Below are 16,648 nucleotides of genomic sequence, written 5' to 3'. Positions count from 1 at the left end.
CTTCTGCTGGTCGCTGGGCCCGTGGGGCCTTGGAGTACCAAGCGTACGACGCGGAACGGCGCAGGCAGAGGGGATTACGGCGCGCTGTTGCGGACCGTGCTGCCGGGCGGGCCGGAGGGAGGTCCCGCCGGGGGTGCCGGGGCCGGTCCCGCCGGGGGCGCCGGCGCGGGTCCCGCCGGGGCCGGGCGGAAGCCGATCGTGGGGACCGCGCGGCGCAGCGGCCACGGGCGGGTGGCCGCGGGCAGCAGCTCCTCCAGGAAGCCGTAGCGGCACACCGCCTCCCGGTGGTCCGGGGACTGGCCCGCGTACGCCTTGGCCTGCGCCCACCACCCGGCGATCTCGATCCAGCCGGGCGCCGACAGCGACCCGCCGAACTCCTGCACCGACAGCGCCGCGCACAGCGAGGCGAACGCCAGCCGGTCGGTGAGCGGCCACCCCGCCAACGTGCCGGTGACGAACCCGGCCACGAAGACGTCGCCCGCGCCGGTCGGGTCCAGCGCCTCCACGGCCAGCGCGGGCACCTCCGCGGTGCGGCCGGCCGCGGAGTCCACGGCGTAGGCGCCCTGCGCACCGAGGGTGACCACGGCGAGCGGCACGTGTTCGGCCAGCCGGCGGGCGGCCTCGCGGGGGCTGTCGGCGCGGGTGTAGCGGACGGCCTCCTCCGCGTTGGGCAGGAAGGCGGCGCAGTGCCGCAGCCCGGCGAGGTCGGCGGGGTCCCAGCGGCCGGTCTCGTCCCAGCCGACGTCGGCGAAGACCTTCGTGCCGGACGCGGCGGCGCCGGCGATCCAGTCGGCGCGCTCCTCCCCCGTCTCCCGGGCGCCGAGCGAGGCGACCGCGGCGCGGGCCGGCGGCGGGCAGGCGGGGACGGCGCCTTCCGGCGGCGGGGCGCGGTGGCCGTGGCTGACCATGGTGCGCTCGCCCTCGTACGCCATCGACACGGTGACGGGGCTGTGCCAGCCGGGCACCCGCCGGGACGGGCCGAGGTCGATGCCCTCGCCCTCGCGGAGGCTCTCCCAGCAGTAGTCGCCGTACATGTCGTCGCCGAACGCGGCGGCCAGGGTCGTCCGCAGGCCGAGGCGGGCCAGAGCGGTGGCCATGTTGGCGATGCCGCCGGGGCTGGAGCCCATGCCGCGGGCCCATGACTCGGTGCCGCGGACCGGGGCCTGGTCCAGGCCGGTGAAGATGATGTCCAGGAAGACGGTGCCCGTCAGGTACACGTCCGTCGCCGGGTCGCCCGGCACCCGTACACCCGCCAGCGGGTCCAGAACGGGTTGATCGTCCATCCCCCCACTGTGCCACGGCGCCCCCTGTCCCCCGGGGTAGCCACGTCCCGCCCGCGCCGCCCCGTCCCCCCCGGGTTGCCCCCTTACGGTGCCGCGCCCCTGGGGCGACCGTCCTTGCGAGGAAGCGTCCGGGCACGCCCTGGGGCGCGGGGAACTGCGCGACCAGCCCACCACCGGCGTAGGGTCCGGCGACGGCATCAGTGCGGCAGAAGGGACGGTGACGGCGTGAGGCTCACCATTCTCGGGGGCGGCGGATTCAGGGTGCCCCTGGTGTTCCGGGCGCTCCAGGCGGACCCGACGGTGACGGAACTGGTCCTGCACGACACGGACCCGCTGCGGGTGCGGGTCGTCGCGAAGATCCTCGCGGAGCTGTCCGCGCGGGGCCCCCGCGGCCCGGAGGTGCGGGTGGAGGCGGAGCTGGACGCGGCCCTGCGCGGCGCGGACTTCGTCTTCTCGGCGATGCGGGTGGGCGGCACCGCGGGCCGGGTGCGGGACGAGCAGGTCCCGCTGGCCGAGGGGGTGCTCGGCCAGGAGACGGTGGGCGCGGGCGGTGTGCTGTACGGCCTGCGGACGATCCCGGTGGCGCTGCACCTCGCGGAACGGGTCCGCGCGGTGGCCCCGTCGGCGTGGGTGATCAACTTCACCAACCCGGCGGGGATGGTGACGGAGGCGATGGCCCGGGTGCTGGGGCCGCGGGTGATCGGCATCTGCGACTCGCCGGTGGGGCTGGTGCGGCGGGCCGCGCGGGCGGCGGGCGCGGACCCGGACGCGCCGGGCTTCTCGTACGACTACGTGGGTCTGAACCACCTCGGCTGGCTGCGCGGAATGACCGCGGACGGGCGGGAGTTGCTGCCGGGGCTGCTGGCGGACCCGGCGGCGCTCGGGTCGTTCGAGGAGGGGCGGCTGTTCGGCGCGGAGTGGCTGTCGGCGCTGGGCTCGCTGCCCAACGAGTACCTGCACTACTACTACTTCCGGCGGGAGGCACTGGCCGCGGTGCGCTCCGCGGACGCCACCCGGGGGGAGTTCCTGCACCGGCGGCAGTCGGAGTTCTTCACCGCCGCGGACGAGGCGGGCGGGCCGGGCGGCGCGAACGGGCCGGGCGGCGACCCGTCGGCGTACGACCTGTGGGAGCGCGCCCGGCTGGAGCGCGAGGAGACGTACATGGCCGAGAACCGCGCGGCCACCGGCGGTTGGCAGCGCGACCCGCACGATCTGGACGGCGGCGGCTACGACAAGGTGGCGCTCGCGCTGATGCGGGCCATCGCCCGCGACGAGCGCACCGTACTGATCCTCAACGTGCCCGGGGGCGGGGTCGTTTCGGCGTTGGACCCGGACGCGGTGGTCGAAGTGCCGTGCGAGGTGGGGGCGTTCGGGGCGCGGCCGCTGGCGGTGGCGGCGCCCGACGAGCACCAGGCCGGTCTGATGCTGGCGCTGAAGTCGGTGGAGCGGGCGGCGATCGAGGCGGCCACGACCGGTTCGCGGGCGGCGGCGCTGCGCGCGCTGGTACGGCACCCGCTGGTCGACTCCGCGGCGGCGGCGAGCCGTATCCTCACCGCCGCCGGCTGGTGAACGCGGCCGCCCGGCCCGCCGCACGCGTCTGAACTGCGGGTTAACGCAACGGAAACCGCTGGTGAACGCGTCCGCCGTCGCCACGCGCGTAGACGGCTCTTGACCTGCTCGGATGGCGGGGTCTACATTCCGCCGCACCACCAAGTCCTGAAGGAGCACCGCCATGCCCCGTGCCCGACTGTCCCTGCGTGCCCGCGCGTTGGCCGTCACCGCCACCGCGGTGACGCTGGGCGCCACGTTCTACGGCGTCGGCGTCGCGACCGCGGACAACTCCGCACCGCGCAGCGACCAGCAGATCCCGAACCTCACCAACGTCGTCAGCCAGATCAAGGCGTACTACGGCGACACCGTCGACGCGTCGGGCGAGCACCAGGCGTCTGCGACCAGCAACTACGCCAAGCAGGTCGCCGGTATCGAGGCGAAGGCGAAGGCGTACCTGGCGCACGCGGCGGCCACCGCCGGCCACGACAAGGGGCACGGCAAGGGCGGCAAGCCCGCGATCGTGCTCGACGTGGACGACACCAGCCTGCTGACGTACAACTACGAGCTGGAGGTGGGCTTCAACTACACCACGGCGACCAACCAGGCGTACCTGGACACCAAGAACATGCCGCCGGTGTTCGGCATCGACTCCCTGGTCAACTGGGCGTCCTCAAAGGGCATCACGGTCTTCTGGATCACCGGCCGCCCGGAGGCGCAGCGCGCCGACACCGCGCGGAACCTGACCGCCGAGGGCTTCCAGGCGCCGTCCGACACCGCGCACCTGTACCTGAAGAACACCGCCACGCCGCCGTCGTACCTGGCGTGCGGGTCGACCTGCACGACCGTGGAGTACAAGTCCGGCACCCGGGCGCACATCGAGTCGCTGGGCTACGACATCGTCGGCAACTTCGGCGACCAGTACAGCGACCTGGAGGGCGGGCACGCGGACCGCTCGTTCAAGCTGCCGAACCCGATGTACTACCTGCCGTAACCGGATGAAGCCGGTCAGCCGGCACGGCGTTTGGGCACCGGGACGCGCATCAGGTCGTGGGCGACGGTGAGTTCACCGGTGAAGCCCGCCGCGCGGGCCTGGTGCCCGAAGTCGTCCGGGTCGGGGTAGCGCTGCGAGAAGTGGGTGAGCACCAGGTGCCGCACACCCGCCTCCGCGGCCACCCGGCCCGCCTGGCCGGCCGTCAGGTGGCCGAACTCCTCGGCGGACCGGGCGTCCTGGTCCAGGAACGTGGACTCGATCACCAACATGTCGCAGCCGTCGGCGAGTTCGGGCACGGCGGAGCACATCCGGGTGTCCATCACGAAGGCGAAGGACTGGCCCGGCCGGACCTCGCTGACCTGCTCGACCGTCACCCCGCGCAGCACGCCGTCCCGTTGCAGCCGTCCGACGTCCGGTCCGGCGATGCCGTGGGCGGCGAGCCGCTCGGGCAGCATCCGCCGCCCGTCCGGCTCGTCCAGCCGGTAGCCGTACGCCTCCACCGGGTGGGACAGCCGCCGCGCCGACAGCGTGAAGCGCGCGGTGGTCTCGATCGGGCCGTCCGCGTCGAGCGGCCGGGCGCGCAGGTCGGCGGTCTCGTGGTAGGCGGTGGCGTACCGCAGCCGGTCGAAGTAGCGCTGCCCACTGGCCGGGTAGTGCGCGGTGACCGGGTGCGGCACCCGGTCCAGGTTGATCCGCTGCACCACCCCGGCCAGGCCCAGGCTGTGGTCGCCGTGGAAGTGGGTGACGCAGATCCGGTTCAGGTCGTGTGCGGCCACCCCGGCGTGCGCCATCTGGCGCTGGGTGCCGTCGCCGGGGTCGAAGAGGATGCCCTCGTCGTCCCAGCGCAGGACGTAGCCGTTGTGGTTGCGCTGCCGGGTCGGCACCTGGCTGGCGGTGCCGAGGACGACGAGTTCGCGGGGCGACATGGCGCGCGGGCCCGTACGGGGCTCAGACCAGCCGTTGCAGGTCGCGGCCGCCCAGCACGTGGGCGTGCGCGTGGAAGACCGTCTGGCCCGCGCCCGGGCCGGTGTTGAAGACGATCCGGTAGCCGGTGTCGGCCACCTTCTCCTGCTCGGCCACCGCGGCGGCCTCGCGCAGCACGTCCGCGGCGGCGGCCGGGTCGCCGGCGGCCAGCTCGGACGCGTTCGCGTAGTGCGCCCGCGGGATCACCAACACATGGGTCGGCGCCTGGGGGTTGATGTCCTGGAACGCGATCGTGGTCGCCGTCTCCCGCACGATCGTCGCCGGGATGTCCCCGGCCACGATCTTGCAGAACAGGCAGTCCGGCTGCGCTTCTCCCGCCACCGCGGCACCCCTTGCTCTTCCGCTCGCCTCATCCGTCCGCGCCGGCACCCGCGCCGGCCCGCCACCCGGCATCGTATCGGCCCGGCCGCCCCGGGTCCTCGAAGGTCCGCGGTCCGCCGCGGGGGGCGACGCCCCAGCCGTACGGCCATGCGTCCATGCGTTCATGCGTCCGCGCGTCCGGTGCGCGTCCACCGTGTGGGGGATGGCCGAGGCCGGGCGGGGCGGGCATCGTTGGGGGGATGGGACGTATCGGGTGGAACCGGGGTGTGGGACTGGCGGGCGCCGCCGTGGTGCTGGCGGCCGTCGCGGGGTGCGAGCCGGTCGACGGGCTGGACAGCTCCAACGTGTCGGTGAGCACCAACCAGTTGGCGACGAAGGCCCTCAAGCGGGACCACGTCGCGGTGCAGTGGCTGTCCTGCGGCGTGACCGAGGACGCGCACGACCCGAAGGTGGACTGCCTGGGCCGCACCGAGGACCAGCGGAAGATCACGGTGAAGGGCGACGTGACCCGGCAGACGGACCTGCGCTGCCTCCAAGGCCACCTCACCGCCGCCGTCGACGGCCGTACGGTCTTCGACGTGCGCGGACTCGGGGCCTGTTGACGAACCGGCCCGCTCCCCCGGCCCCCGGGGCGAATCCGATATCCACTGCTCGCGGGCGTTGATCCTGGCTAGGCTGGCACCGTGACCCAGTCCTCGCTCTCCACACAGCCTCCGGGTTCCGCCCACCGCACGCACCACCCGTCGTACCTGCGCAACCCGCACCCGTACGGCGGCCAGGTCGTCTTCACCGCCGAGGACGACGTGTGGGTCGCACCGCTCGACGGCGGACGGGCGTGGCGGGTCAGCGCGGACAACATGCCGGTCAAACGCCCGCGGATCTCGCCGGACGGCGCCGTCGTCGCCTGGACCTCCACCCGCGACGGCGCCCCCGAGGTGCACGTCGCGGACCTGGCCGGCGGCCCCTCGCGCCGCCTGACCTACTGGGGCAACGCGCTGACGTCGGTGCGCACTTGGACGCCCGACGGCGAACTGGTGGTGGTCACCACCGCCGGCGAGGCGTCGCTGCGCCGCACCTGGGCGCACCAGGTGCCGCTGGACGGCGGCCCCTCGCGCCGGCTCCCGCTCGGCCCGGTCGGCGACCTGGCGTACGGGCCGGACGGCGCGGTGCTGCTCCAGTCGGTGACGATGGGGCGCGAGGCCGCGTACTGGAAGGGCTACCGGGGCGGCACCGCGGGCAAGTTGTGGCTCGACCCGGACGGCGGCGGGCAGTTCGCGCGGCTGCACCAGGACATCGACGGCAACATCGAGTGCCCGATGTGGGTCGGCGACCGGATCGCCTTCCTCTCCGACCACGAAGGCCAGGGCGCGCTGTACTCCAGTCGGCCCGACGGCACCGACCTGCGCCGCCACACCCCGCTCGGCGGGTTCTACGCGCGCCACGCCGCCACCGACGGCACCCGCGTGGTGTACACCTGCGCCGGCACCCTGCATGTGCTGGACGGCCTCGGCGAGGACACCGCCCCACGCCCGCTGGAGATCGAACTCGGCGGCCAGCGCACGGACTTGCAGCCCCACCCGGTCCGCCCGGCCGCCTACCTGGGCGACGCCCGCCCCGACCACACCGGCCGCGGCAGCGCGGTGGAGGTGCGCGGCACCACCCACTGGATCACCCACCGCGGCGGCCCGGCGCGGGTGCTGTCGGCCCGGCCGGGCGTACGCACCCGGCACCCGCGGGTGTTCTCGCAGGGCGACGACCAGTACGTGGTGTGGGTGACCGACGCCGACGGCGACGACGCGCTGGAGATCGCCCCGGCCACCAGGCCGGCCACCGGACCCGCCGGGGACACCGCGCCGCGCCGGCTCGCCGCGGGACGGCTCGGCCGGGTGCACGAGATCGAGGTCTCCCCCGACGGCCACCGCATCGCGGTCGCCTCGCACGACGGCCGGCTGCTGCTGGTGGACACCCAGACCGGCGAGGTCCGCGAGGTGCCGACCGCCGCCGAGACCGCCGAGGACGGCACCCCCGCCGCCGAGTCCGCCTGGCACCACGCCGACGTGAGCGACCTGGCCTTCTCCCCCGACTCCGGCTGGCTGGCCTGGTCCCAGCCCGGCCCGGGCTCGCTGCGGCAGATCATGCTCGCCTCCACCGCGGACCTGACCCTGGTGACGGCGACCCCGCTGCGCTTCATCGACTACGCCCCCGCCTTCACCGCCGACGGCCGGCACCTGGCGTTCCTGTCCGAGCGGGCCTTCGACCCGGTCTACGACGCCCACGTGTTCGACCTGTCCTTCCCCAACGCCTGCCGCCCGTACCTGATCACGCTCGCCGCGACCACGCCGTCGCCGTTCGGCCCGCAGCGGCACGGCCGCCCGTACGACGACGACGCGGACGACGACAGCGGCGAGGCGGGCGAGGGCGCGGGCGCCGACGCGGGCGGCGCGGACCCGGCCGCCGGCGACCCGGCTGCGGGCCCGACGGGGTCCGCAGCCTCCGCCGCTTCCTCCGCTTCCGGTACGTCCACCGGCGCGGGCCGCCCCGGCAGCCGCGAACGGTCGCGCGCCACCAAGGTCGACGCGGAGGGCATCGCCGACCGCATCGTGCCCTTCCCCGTCGAGGCGGGCCACTACTCCGGGCTGCGCGCCGCCAAGAACGCGGTGCTGTGGCTGCGCCACCCGCTCACCGGCACCCTCGGCACCGCGCTGGCCACCCCCGAGGCGGAGCCGCCGGAGTCCGTCTTGGAGCGCTACGACCTGCGGCAGTTGAAGGTCGAGGAGATCGCCGCCGACGCCGAGGCGTTCGCGGTCTCCGGCGACGGCACCAAGGTCCTCGTCAACAGCGGCTCGCGGCTGCGGATCGGCCCGGCCGACAGCAAGTACGACGACGACTCCGACGGTTCGACGACCATCGACCTGTCCCGGGTGCGGGTCACCGTCAACCCCGCCGACGAGTGGCGGCAGATGTTCGACGAGACGCACCGCCTCGCGCGCGACCACTTCTGGCGGGCCGACATGGGCGGCCTCGACTGGGACGCGATCGGCGCGCGGTACCGCATGCTGCTGGACCGGGTGGCCACCCACGACGACCTCGTGGACCTGCTGTGGGAGCTGCACGGTGAGCTGCGCACCTCGCACGCGTACGTCACCCCGCCCGGCGGCGCCGGCGACCCGCGCCGCAACCAGGGGCTGCTCGGCGCGGACATCTCCCGTGCACAGGACGGCAGTTGGCGGGTGGACCGGGTGCTGCCCGGCGAGTCGTCCGACCCGCGGGCCCGCTCGCCGCTGTCCGCGCCCGGAGTGGCGGTGCGCGCCGGGGACGCCCTCCTCGCGGTCGACGGGGTGCCGGTCGACCCGCGGACCGGCCCGGCGCCGCTGCTGGTGGGCACCGTGGGCAAGCCGGTCGAGCTGACCGTCGCCCCGGCCGCGGGCGGCCAGGTCCGGCACGTGGTCGCGGTGCCGCTGGCCAGTGAGGAGGCGCTGCGTTACCACGACTGGGTCGCCGACCGGCGCGCCTACGTCCACCGGGCCTCGGGCGGGCGGCTGGGATACCTGCACGTGCCCGACATGGTCAGCAACGGCTGGGCCGAACTCCACCGCGACCTGCGGGTGGAGATGGCCCGCGACGGGCTGGTGGTCGACGTCCGCGAGAACCGCGGCGGGCACACCTCGCAGCTCGTCGTGGAGAAGCTCGCCCGCCGGATCATCGGCTGGGACCTGCCGCGGCACGGCCTGCCCTTCAGCTACCCGCAGGACGCGCCGCGCGGGCCGGTGGTGGCGGTCGCCAACGAGTTCTCCGGGTCGGACGGCGACATCGTCAACGCCGCGATCCGCACCCTCGGCATCGGCCCGGTGGTCGGCACCCGCACCTGGGGCGGCGTGGTCGGCATCGACAGCCGCTATCAGCTGGTCGACGGCACCGCGGTGACCCAGCCGAAGTACGCGCTGTGGTTCGAGGGGTTCGGCTGGTCGGTGGAGAACCACGGGGTGGACCCGGACGTCGAGGTGGTCGTCACCCCGCAGGACTACGGCGCCGGCCGCGACCCCCAGCTCGACCGGGCCATCGAGATGGCCCTGGAGTCGCTGGCGGCCACCCCGCCCAAGTCGCCGCCGGCGCTGCCGAGCTGACCGGCGCCCGCCCGCGCCGGCCAGGCATGGCGCCCCCGTCCCCGTTCCCGGGTCCAGGTTCGGGGTCCGGGGGCGCCCGCGGTCAGGCGCCGCGCTGGACGGGCCCGATCTTCGTCCCCTTGGCGACGCGGAGCCGGCCGTCGGCGTAGGACAGGCCCGGGATCTCACCGCCGGGCGCCTGGAGGGTGAACGACACCTCGTCCGCGGCCAGGGCGGAGGCGCCGCTCGGCACCTGGATGTCGAAGTGCACCGGGTGGCCCGGGCCGAAGGTCACGGCGGCGCTCTGGGCGCCGTAGCGCTGCGCGGTGAGCTTGACGCTCTTGCCGTGCTCGGTGAAGTGCGCGCCGGTCGGCGAGCCGGCCAGCGTGCAGGAGTCGTACCCCTTCGGCGCGGTCAGGGTGACCCGGTAGTGGCGGTGGCCGGCGCTGCTCGCCGTCTGCGTGATCTTCGCGAGGTGGTTGGCCGGGCGGCAGGCCGACGGCGCGCCGCTTCCTGCCGACGCCGCCTGCGCGACGCCGGCGCCGGTGGCCGCCAGGAGTGCGGTGGCGGCGAGGGTGGCGGCAATCCTCCGGTGGGTACGACGCGTCAACTCGGGCTCCTCGTCTTGCGGTGCGGCTCCGCGATCTCCCCGGCGGAACCAAGGTCGACTCGATTCTCGCCCGCCCGACGTGCGAAGAGCACCCGGATCGCGCCACAGTCGCGTCACCGATATGTCCGGGTTCGGTATCACCGCCTCAGCGACCGCCGGACCACGCTCCCGTACGCCCGCACCAGCCCCTCCCTCCCGCGGCAGCGGAGCGCCCGCTTCCGCCACCGGAAGGTCACCGCACGGTCTCGATTGCCGAAAATGCCAGGTGGAGGGCCCGAACAAGGTGTCGGATGGGGGAGTTACGAGGGGGGCAGCAGTGACGTTATTCGACTCCTTGGGGTTCAGCGAAACCACCCAGTTCGTCATTGCCGAGTGCGGCATCGGCGTGTGCCTGACGCTCGACGCGGTCGGCCTGTACCGGAACCTGCCGCACCGGTGGCACTCCGACGGCACCGTCGACGTACCGACGGACACCGCGGTGTACCGCGCGGCGCTGCGCATGGTGATCTACGCCCTGACGGCCCTCTTCTTCGTGCACCTGCACGCACAGAACCGCCCGCCGCACTGGACCGACGCCTCGGTGCGGCAGCGCGCGGACACGGTCGCCTCGGCCTTCGACGCCGAACCGGTCCTGGCCGAGGCACCGATCGACAAGATCCCCGACGAGAGCGCCTTCGAGGACGCGGTGAACGAGGAGTTCGGGTACCCGTACAACAGCTACGGCTTCTCCTGCAGCAAGGACGGCCTGACGATCGACGCGGAGGCCCACCGGCCGCCGCCGGGCGCGGTGGACAGCTACGTCATCACCGGCATGGTGGAGAAGAGATACGACGACCTGCGGGCGACCGACCACCAGGCATCGGCGCGGCGCAGTGGCCAGGCGTGTCGGTGCATGTCGTGCCGTTCGGGACGGGGCCTCATCACCTGCGTAGTCCGCTGGAGCTGGTTTACCTGCGCGACGGCTCCAGCCTGGCGTACACACAGGGAAGTTGGAGTGGGCACCTGGCCAACGACCCGGAGGAGGTGGAGCCGCTGCGGATCGCGTTCGACGCGCTGCGCGACAGCGCCCTCGTCCCGGCGGAATCGCTCACGTTCCTCCGTACGCTGCTGGAGGAGCACGCGGGGGAAGAAGCGCAGGCGTAAGCGTTGAGCGTCGACGTCGCCGCGCCCGGTACGTCGGGCGGAGCGGTTGCCGGGCGACCCCGCGGCGTGGAAGGGCCTACCCCCAGCGGCCGGTGCGGGTCATCAGGAGGGAGAGGGCTGCTACGCCGGCGGTGGAGGTGCGCAGGACGGTGGGGCCCAGGCGGTAGGAGGGGGCGCCCGCGGCGGCGAAGAGGGCCAACTCCTCGGGGGAGACGCCGCCTTCGGGGCCGACCACGAGCATGACGGAGCCGGTGGCGGGCAGTTCGGCGGTCGCGAGCGGGGACGCGCCCTCTTCGTGGAGTACCGCGGCGAAATCCGCGTCGGCGAGCAGGGTGCTCAGTTGACGGGTCGTCACCTGTTCCGCGACGGTGGGGAAACGCAGGCGCCGCGCCTGCTTGGCCGCCTCGCGGGCGGTGGCCCGCCACTTCGCCAGGGACTTCGCGCCGCGCTCGCCGCGCCACTGGGTGACGCAGCGCGACGCCGCCCACGGCACGACCGCGTCCACCCCGGCCTCGGTCATGGTCTCCACCGCCAGCTCGCCGCGGTCGCCCTTGGGCAGCGCCTGCACGACGGTGACGGACACCGCCGGCGCGGCCTCGATCCGCTGCTCGCGCACCTCGACGTCGAGCACGTCCTTCCCGGCGACCGCGGCGACCACGCCGCTCACCGCCCGCCCGGCGCCGTCGGTCAGCACGATCTCCTCGCCGGGCTGGAGCCGCCGCACCGACACCGCGTGCCGCCCCTCGGCGCCGTCGAGCCGTACGACCGCCGGGGCGCCGTCGAGCGCGGCGGGGCCGACGAGGAACACCGGGGCGGTCATGCGCGGGCCCCCTGCGCGGCGTGCAGTTCGGCGGCCAGGGTCTCCACGAGCGCGCCCGCCGACAGCTCCCGCGCCAGCCGGTGGCCCTGCCCGGCCCACAGCGCCATCGCCTGCGGGTCGCCGAGCCCGGCCGCGGCCCGGCGCACCGGCTGCGTCAGATGGTGCACCTGCGGATAGCCGGGCGGGGCGTAGCGGCCGTGCTCGCGTACGAAGCGGTTGAGCAGGCCGCGCGCCGGGCGGCCGCTGAAGGCCCGGGTCACCTCGGTACGGGCGTACACCGGGTCGGTGAGCGCCTGCTTGTGGAGCGGGGACGCGCCCGACTCCGGGCAGACCAGGAACGCGGTGCCCAGCGCGGCCGCGGAGGCGCCCGCGGCGAGCACCGCGGCGATCTGCTCGCCCCGCATCAGCCCGCCGGCGGCGATCATCGGCAGCTGCACCGCCTCGCGGACCTGGGTGATCAGCGTGAGCAGGCCGAGCCCGGTGCCGTCGAGCTGCGGGTCGTCGCGGTGGGTGCCCTGGTGGCCGCCGGCCTCGATGCCCTGGACGCACACCGCGTCCGCCCCGGCCCACTGCGCGGCCAGCGCCTCCGCGGGCGTGGTGACGGTGACCACGGTGTACGTGCCGGCCTTGGTGAAGGCGTCCAGCACGGCCCGGTCGGGGCAGCCGAAGGTGAAGCTCACCATCGGCACGGGGTCCTCCAGCAGCACCGCGACCTTCGCGTCGTAGGCGTCGTCGGAACCGGTGTCCGGTTCGCCGAGCGCGGTGTCGTACCAGGCGGCCTCGCCGGCGAGCTGCTCGGCGTAGACCGCGACCGCGGACGGGTCCACGGTGGCGGGCTGCGGCATGAACAGGTTCACCCCGAACGGCTGCGACGTGGCGTCGCGCAGCTGCCGGATCTCCTGGTACATCGCCTCGGACGTCTTGTACCCGGCGGCGAGGAAGCCGAGGCCGCCGGCCCCCGACACGGCGGCCGCCAACCGCGGGTTGGAGGCACCCCCGGCCATCGGGGCCTGCACGATCGGGTACGCCGAAAAGGAGGAGAGATCGGTCAACGCGGGCATGTGGTCATCGTGTCACGTAGGGTGCGGTGCCCCGCGCGTCGGGGGCCGGTTCACCCGGCCCCCGCCCACGGTCTAGCGGCCGTTGAACGCGTCCTTCAGCCGCGAGAACAGCCCCTGCTGGCCGGGCGCGAACTGCCCGGTGGGCCGCTCCTCGCCGCGCAGCTTCGCCAGCCGCCGCAGCAGCTCCTCCTGCTCGGCGTCGAGCTTGTGCGGCGTGACGACCTCGACGTGCACGATGAGGTCGCCGCGGCCGCCGCCGCGCAGGTGCGTGATGCCGCGCTGGTGCAGCGGGATCGACTGGCCGGACTGGGTGCCGGGCCGTACGTCGATCTCCTCCAGGCCGTCCAGCGTCTCCAGCGGGCACTTGGTGCCGAGCGCGGCCGCCGTCATCGGGATCGTGACGGTGCAGTGCAGGTCGTCGCCGCGGCGCTGGAACACCGAGTGCGGCAACTCGCGGATCTCGACGTAGAGGTCGCCGGCCGGGCCGCCGCCGGGGCCGACCTCTCCCTCGCCGGCGAGCTGGATACGGGTGCCGTTGTCGACACCGGCCGGGATCTTCACCGTCAGGGTCCGGCGCGAGCGCACCCGCCCGTCGCCCGCGCACTCCGGGCAGGGGGTGGGCACCACGGTGCCGAAGCCCTGGCACTGCGGGCAGGGCCGGGAGGTCATGACCTGGCCGAGGAAGGAGCGGGTGACCTGGGAGACCTCACCGCGGCCGCGGCACATGTCGCAGGTCTGCGCGGAGGTGCCGGGCGCGGCGCCCTCCCCGTTGCAGGTGCCGCAGGTGACCGCGGTGTCCACCTGGATGTCCTTGGTGGTGCCGAACGCGGCCTCGTCCAGCTCGATCTCCAGCCGGATCATCGCGTCCTGGCCGCGCCGGGTGCGCGACCGCGGGCCGCGCTGCGAGGACTGGCCGAAGAAGGCGTCCATGATGTCGCTGAAGTTGCCGAAGCCGGCGCCGAAGCCGCCCGCACCGCCCCCGCCGCCCGCCGCGGACAGCGGGTCGCCGCCGAGGTCGTAGACCTGCTTCTTCTGCGGATCGGAGAGGACCTCGTAGGCCGCGTTGATCTCCTTGAACCGCTCCTGGGTCTTCGGGTCGGGGTTGACGTCCGGGTGCAGCTCACGGGCGAGGCGGCGGAACGCCTTCTTGATCTCGTCCGGGCCCGCGTCGCGACGCACGCCGAGTACGGCGTAGTAGTCCGTGGCCACCTACGACTCCGCCAGGATCTGTCCGACGTAACGTGCCACTGCGCGTACCGCTCCCATCGTTCCGGGGTAGTCCATGCGGGTCGGTCCGACCACGCCTAGCTTGGCGACTGCCTCGTCGCCCGAACCGTAGCCGACCGCCACCACGGAGGTGGAATTGAGGCCCTCGTGAAAATTCTCATGCCCGATCCGGACGGTCATGGTGCCGTCGGCGGTCTCCCCGAGGAGTTTGAGGAGCACCATCTGCTCCTCCAGCGCTTCGAGCACCGGCCGGATCGTGAGCGGGAAGTCGTGGTGGAAGCGGGTCAGGTTGGCGGCGCCGCCCAGCATGATCCGCTCCTCCTTCTCCTCGACGAGGGTTTCGAGGAGGGTGCTGAGCACCGCGGCGACCGACGGGCGGTCGTCGGGGTCGAAGCTGTCCGCCAGGTCCTGCACGAGCGGCGGCACATCGGGGAAGCGGCGGCCGGTGACCCGGCTGTTGAGCCGGGCGCGCAGGTCCGCCAGGACCGTCTCGCCGACCGGGCCGGGGCAGTCGATGATCCGCTGCTCCACCCGGCCGGTGTCGGTGATCAGCACCAGCATCACCCGGGCCGGCGCGAGCGAGAGCAGTTCCACGTGCCGCACCGACGAGCGGGTCAGCGACGGGTACTGCACCACGGCGACCTGCCGGGTGAGCTGGGCGAGCAGCCGGACCGTGCGGGCCACCACGTCGTCGAGGTCGACGGCGCCCTCCAGGAAGTTCTGGATGGCGCGGCGCTCGGCGCCCGACAGGGGTTTGACCCCGGCGAGCCGGTCCACGAAGAGGCGGTAGCCCTTGTCGGTGGGGATACGGCCGGCGCTGGTGTGGGGCTGCGCGATGTACCCCTCGTCCTCCAGCACCGCCATGTCGTTGCGCACGGTGGCCGGGGAGACGCCGAGCGAGTGGCGCTCGGTGAGCGCCTTCGATCCGACGGGTTCCTCGGTACCGACGTAGTCCTGGACGATGGCGCGCAGCACTTCGAGTCTGCGTTCGCTCAGCATCGCGCACCTCCAACCCGTTGTCCCGACCCTGCGGCCTGGCACTCCGCCGTTTCGAGTGCCAACACTCCCGCAGTCAGTGTACGGCGCGGCGGCAAGGGCTCGGCAAGAGCGACGGCGATCCGGTCTTGCCCGGCGGCCCGGTACGGGCGGTACGGGCGATACGCGCGGTACGTACGCCGGCCCGGGCGCGCGTGCGGACGGAGGGCGGGTGGGGGCGTGAGGGGGTGCGCCGGGGGCGGGTGCCCGCGCGCGGCGGCGCGGGCGGGGCGATAGCGTCGGGTCGTGAGCGATGAGGAGAGGGCCGGAGCCGGGGCGGTGCCGGGCGCCGGCGGGTCGGGGTGGGAGCAGCTCGCCCCGGGTGTCGCCCGGCGGCGGCTGCCGCACCTCGACGTGACCATCGGGCTGGTGGTCGGCACGGACGGGGTGCTGATGGTGGACACCGGGTCCACGCTGCGCGAGGGCGCGGAACTGCGGGCGCAGGCCGAAGCGCTGACCGGGCGGCCGGTGACCCATGTCGTGCTCACCCACGGGCACTTCGACCACGTCTTCGGCGCTGCGGCCTTCCCCGAGGCCGAGGTGTACGGGCACCGCGCGCTCGGCGGCCCGCCGGCCGGGGACGCCGAGGCGATGCGGGCGGACGCGGTCGCGCACGGCGTCGATCCGGCGGAGGCCGCCGCCGCGGCCGCCGCGCTGCGCCGGCCGACCCGGCCCGTCCTCGACCGGCTCGCCCTCGACCTCGGGGACCGGCCGGTGACCCTGCTCCACCCCGGGCCGGGGCACACCGGCCACGACATCGTGGTGCACGTGCCCGGTACCAGCCCGAGCGATCCCTCGGTGCTGTTCTGCGGCGACCTCGTGGAGGAGTCCGGGCCGCCCCAGGCCGGACCCGACGCCGTCCCCGCGCAGTGGCCGACCGCGCTGGACGCCCTCCTCGCCCTCGGCGGCGAGACCGCGCGCTACGTCCCCGGGCACGGCGCGGTGGTCGACGCGCGCTTCGTCCGCCGGTTTCGGGGTGCCCTGACCCCCTAGGCTGCCCCGTTCTGTCGGCTCCGGGACCACCTGCCGGTGGGGCCTGGTCGCGCAGTTCCCCGCGCCCCTTTTGGGTACGCAGCGTTCTTTCGCGGAGAAGCCGCACATACTCAGGGGGCGCGGGGAACTGCGCGACCAGCCATTGAAGACAGGTGGTCCCGGAGCCGGCAGATCCGGGAACGGCGGGGGGTCAGGCTCTACGATCGTGCGCATGCGCAGCAGGAGTTATGACCCTGACCTCACACCGCCGTGGAAGAAGTCCGACCCGGCCCCGGAAGTGGCCGCGGAACGGGACCTGGTGGTCGAAGAGATCAGCACGGGTTTCTGCGGAGCCGTGGTGCGGGTCGAGAAGACCGCCGAGGGCCTGACCGTGACGTTGGAGGACCGCTTCGGAAAGCTGCGGGTGTTCCCGATGGCGCCGCGCGGCTTCCTGATCGACGGGCGGACGGTGACCCTGGTACGGCCGCGGGGGGGGGGGGGGGGGGGGGGTGGGGGGGTGGGGGGGGGGGGGGGGGGGGGGGGGGGG

At 74.3% G+C, this 16,648-nt stretch carries 15 protein-coding genes; 7 read left to right on the top strand and 8 right to left on the bottom strand.

Going from position 1 to position 16,648, the window contains the following annotated elements:
* Positions 1-74 precede the first annotated feature (74 nt).
* Positions 75-1,283, bottom strand: a complete 1,209-nt coding sequence (locus AC3ERT_RS26260) for a carbohydrate kinase family protein (RefSeq protein ID WP_435177136.1) — start codon at positions 1,281-1,283, stop codon at positions 75-77.
* 225 nt (positions 1,284-1,508) lie between these two features.
* Between AC3ERT_RS26260 and AC3ERT_RS26255 the strand changes: the two genes are divergently transcribed.
* Both AC3ERT_RS26255 and AC3ERT_RS26250 read left to right on the top strand, forming a co-directional pair.
* Positions 1,509-2,852, top strand: coding sequence for a family 4 glycosyl hydrolase (locus tag AC3ERT_RS26255; protein ID WP_435177134.1), 1,344 nt, complete (start codon positions 1,509-1,511; stop codon positions 2,850-2,852).
* A gap of 163 nt (positions 2,853-3,015) precedes the next feature.
* Complete coding sequence (locus tag AC3ERT_RS26250) at positions 3,016-3,825, top strand: HAD family acid phosphatase (RefSeq protein WP_335982039.1); 810 nt, start codon at positions 3,016-3,018, stop codon at positions 3,823-3,825.
* 14 nt (positions 3,826-3,839) lie between these two features.
* Here the strand turns inward: AC3ERT_RS26250 and AC3ERT_RS26245 are convergent, their stop codons facing one another.
* Positions 3,840-4,751, bottom strand: a complete 912-nt coding sequence (locus AC3ERT_RS26245; RefSeq protein WP_435177132.1) for a ribonuclease Z — start codon at positions 4,749-4,751, stop codon at positions 3,840-3,842.
* 22 nt (positions 4,752-4,773) lie between these two features.
* On the bottom strand, positions 4,774-5,130 hold the full coding sequence (locus AC3ERT_RS26240) for a histidine triad nucleotide-binding protein (protein ID WP_335982042.1): 357 nt from the start codon (positions 5,128-5,130) through the stop codon (positions 4,774-4,776).
* Positions 5,131-5,369: 239 nt separating this feature from the next.
* Here AC3ERT_RS26240 and AC3ERT_RS26235 point away from each other — a divergent pair, with 239 nt between their 5' ends.
* The gene (locus AC3ERT_RS26235) at positions 5,370-5,732 is read left to right on the top strand and encodes a hypothetical protein (RefSeq protein WP_335982043.1); all 363 of its coding nucleotides are present in this window, start codon (positions 5,370-5,372) and stop codon (positions 5,730-5,732) included.
* An 81-nt stretch (positions 5,733-5,813) separates the two neighbouring features.
* Complete coding sequence (locus AC3ERT_RS26230) at positions 5,814-9,254, top strand: S41 family peptidase (RefSeq protein ID WP_435177129.1); 3,441 nt, start codon at positions 5,814-5,816, stop codon at positions 9,252-9,254.
* Between the two features lie 82 nt (positions 9,255-9,336).
* On the opposite strand, the gene AC3ERT_RS26225 is transcribed toward AC3ERT_RS26230, so the two are convergent.
* Positions 9,337-9,843 carry a DUF4232 domain-containing protein gene (locus tag AC3ERT_RS26225; RefSeq protein WP_335982047.1) on the bottom strand — a complete coding sequence of 169 codons (507 nt, stop codon included), beginning with the start codon at positions 9,841-9,843 and terminating at the stop codon, positions 9,337-9,339.
* A gap of 258 nt (positions 9,844-10,101) precedes the next feature.
* On the opposite strand from AC3ERT_RS26225, the gene AC3ERT_RS26220 reads away from it, so the two are divergent.
* Positions 10,102-10,986 (top strand): Scr1 family TA system antitoxin-like transcriptional regulator, encoded by an 885-nt coding sequence (locus AC3ERT_RS26220; RefSeq protein ID WP_435177127.1) that lies wholly within the window; start codon positions 10,102-10,104, stop codon positions 10,984-10,986.
* A gap of 76 nt (positions 10,987-11,062) precedes the next feature.
* Here AC3ERT_RS26220 and AC3ERT_RS26215 read toward each other — a convergent pair whose 3' ends face one another.
* The 4 genes from AC3ERT_RS26215 to hrcA form a co-directional block, all read right to left on the bottom strand.
* Complete coding sequence (locus tag AC3ERT_RS26215) at positions 11,063-11,806, bottom strand: 16S rRNA (uracil(1498)-N(3))-methyltransferase (RefSeq protein WP_435130460.1); 744 nt, start codon at positions 11,804-11,806, stop codon at positions 11,063-11,065.
* Positions 11,803-12,867, bottom strand: a complete 1,065-nt coding sequence (locus AC3ERT_RS26210) for a nitronate monooxygenase (RefSeq protein ID WP_435177125.1) — start codon at positions 12,865-12,867, stop codon at positions 11,803-11,805. Before AC3ERT_RS26210 ends, AC3ERT_RS26215 begins: the two co-directional genes overlap by 4 nt.
* 72 nt (positions 12,868-12,939) lie before the next feature.
* Complete coding sequence (gene dnaJ, locus AC3ERT_RS26205) at positions 12,940-14,076, bottom strand: molecular chaperone DnaJ (protein ID WP_335982054.1); 1,137 nt, start codon at positions 14,074-14,076, stop codon at positions 12,940-12,942.
* Positions 14,077-15,093, bottom strand: a complete 1,017-nt coding sequence (gene hrcA, locus AC3ERT_RS26200) for a heat-inducible transcriptional repressor HrcA (protein WP_335982056.1) — start codon at positions 15,091-15,093, stop codon at positions 14,077-14,079.
* A gap of 282 nt (positions 15,094-15,375) precedes the next feature.
* On the opposite strand from hrcA, the gene AC3ERT_RS26195 reads away from it, so the two are divergent.
* A complete protein-coding gene (locus tag AC3ERT_RS26195) occupies positions 15,376-16,122 on the top strand; it encodes an MBL fold metallo-hydrolase (protein WP_435130456.1) in 747 nt (248 codons plus the stop codon).
* Between the two features lie 211 nt (positions 16,123-16,333).
* Positions 16,334-16,648: DUF3097 family protein (locus tag AC3ERT_RS26190; protein ID WP_435177123.1), on the top strand; the 315-nt coding region annotated here is incomplete at its 3' end.

The sequence above is a fragment of the Actinacidiphila sp. bgisy145 genome, assembly GCF_057708125.1.
Note: the sequence above shows the minus strand (reverse complement) of the source record. Positions and strands in the feature narration are given on the sequence as shown.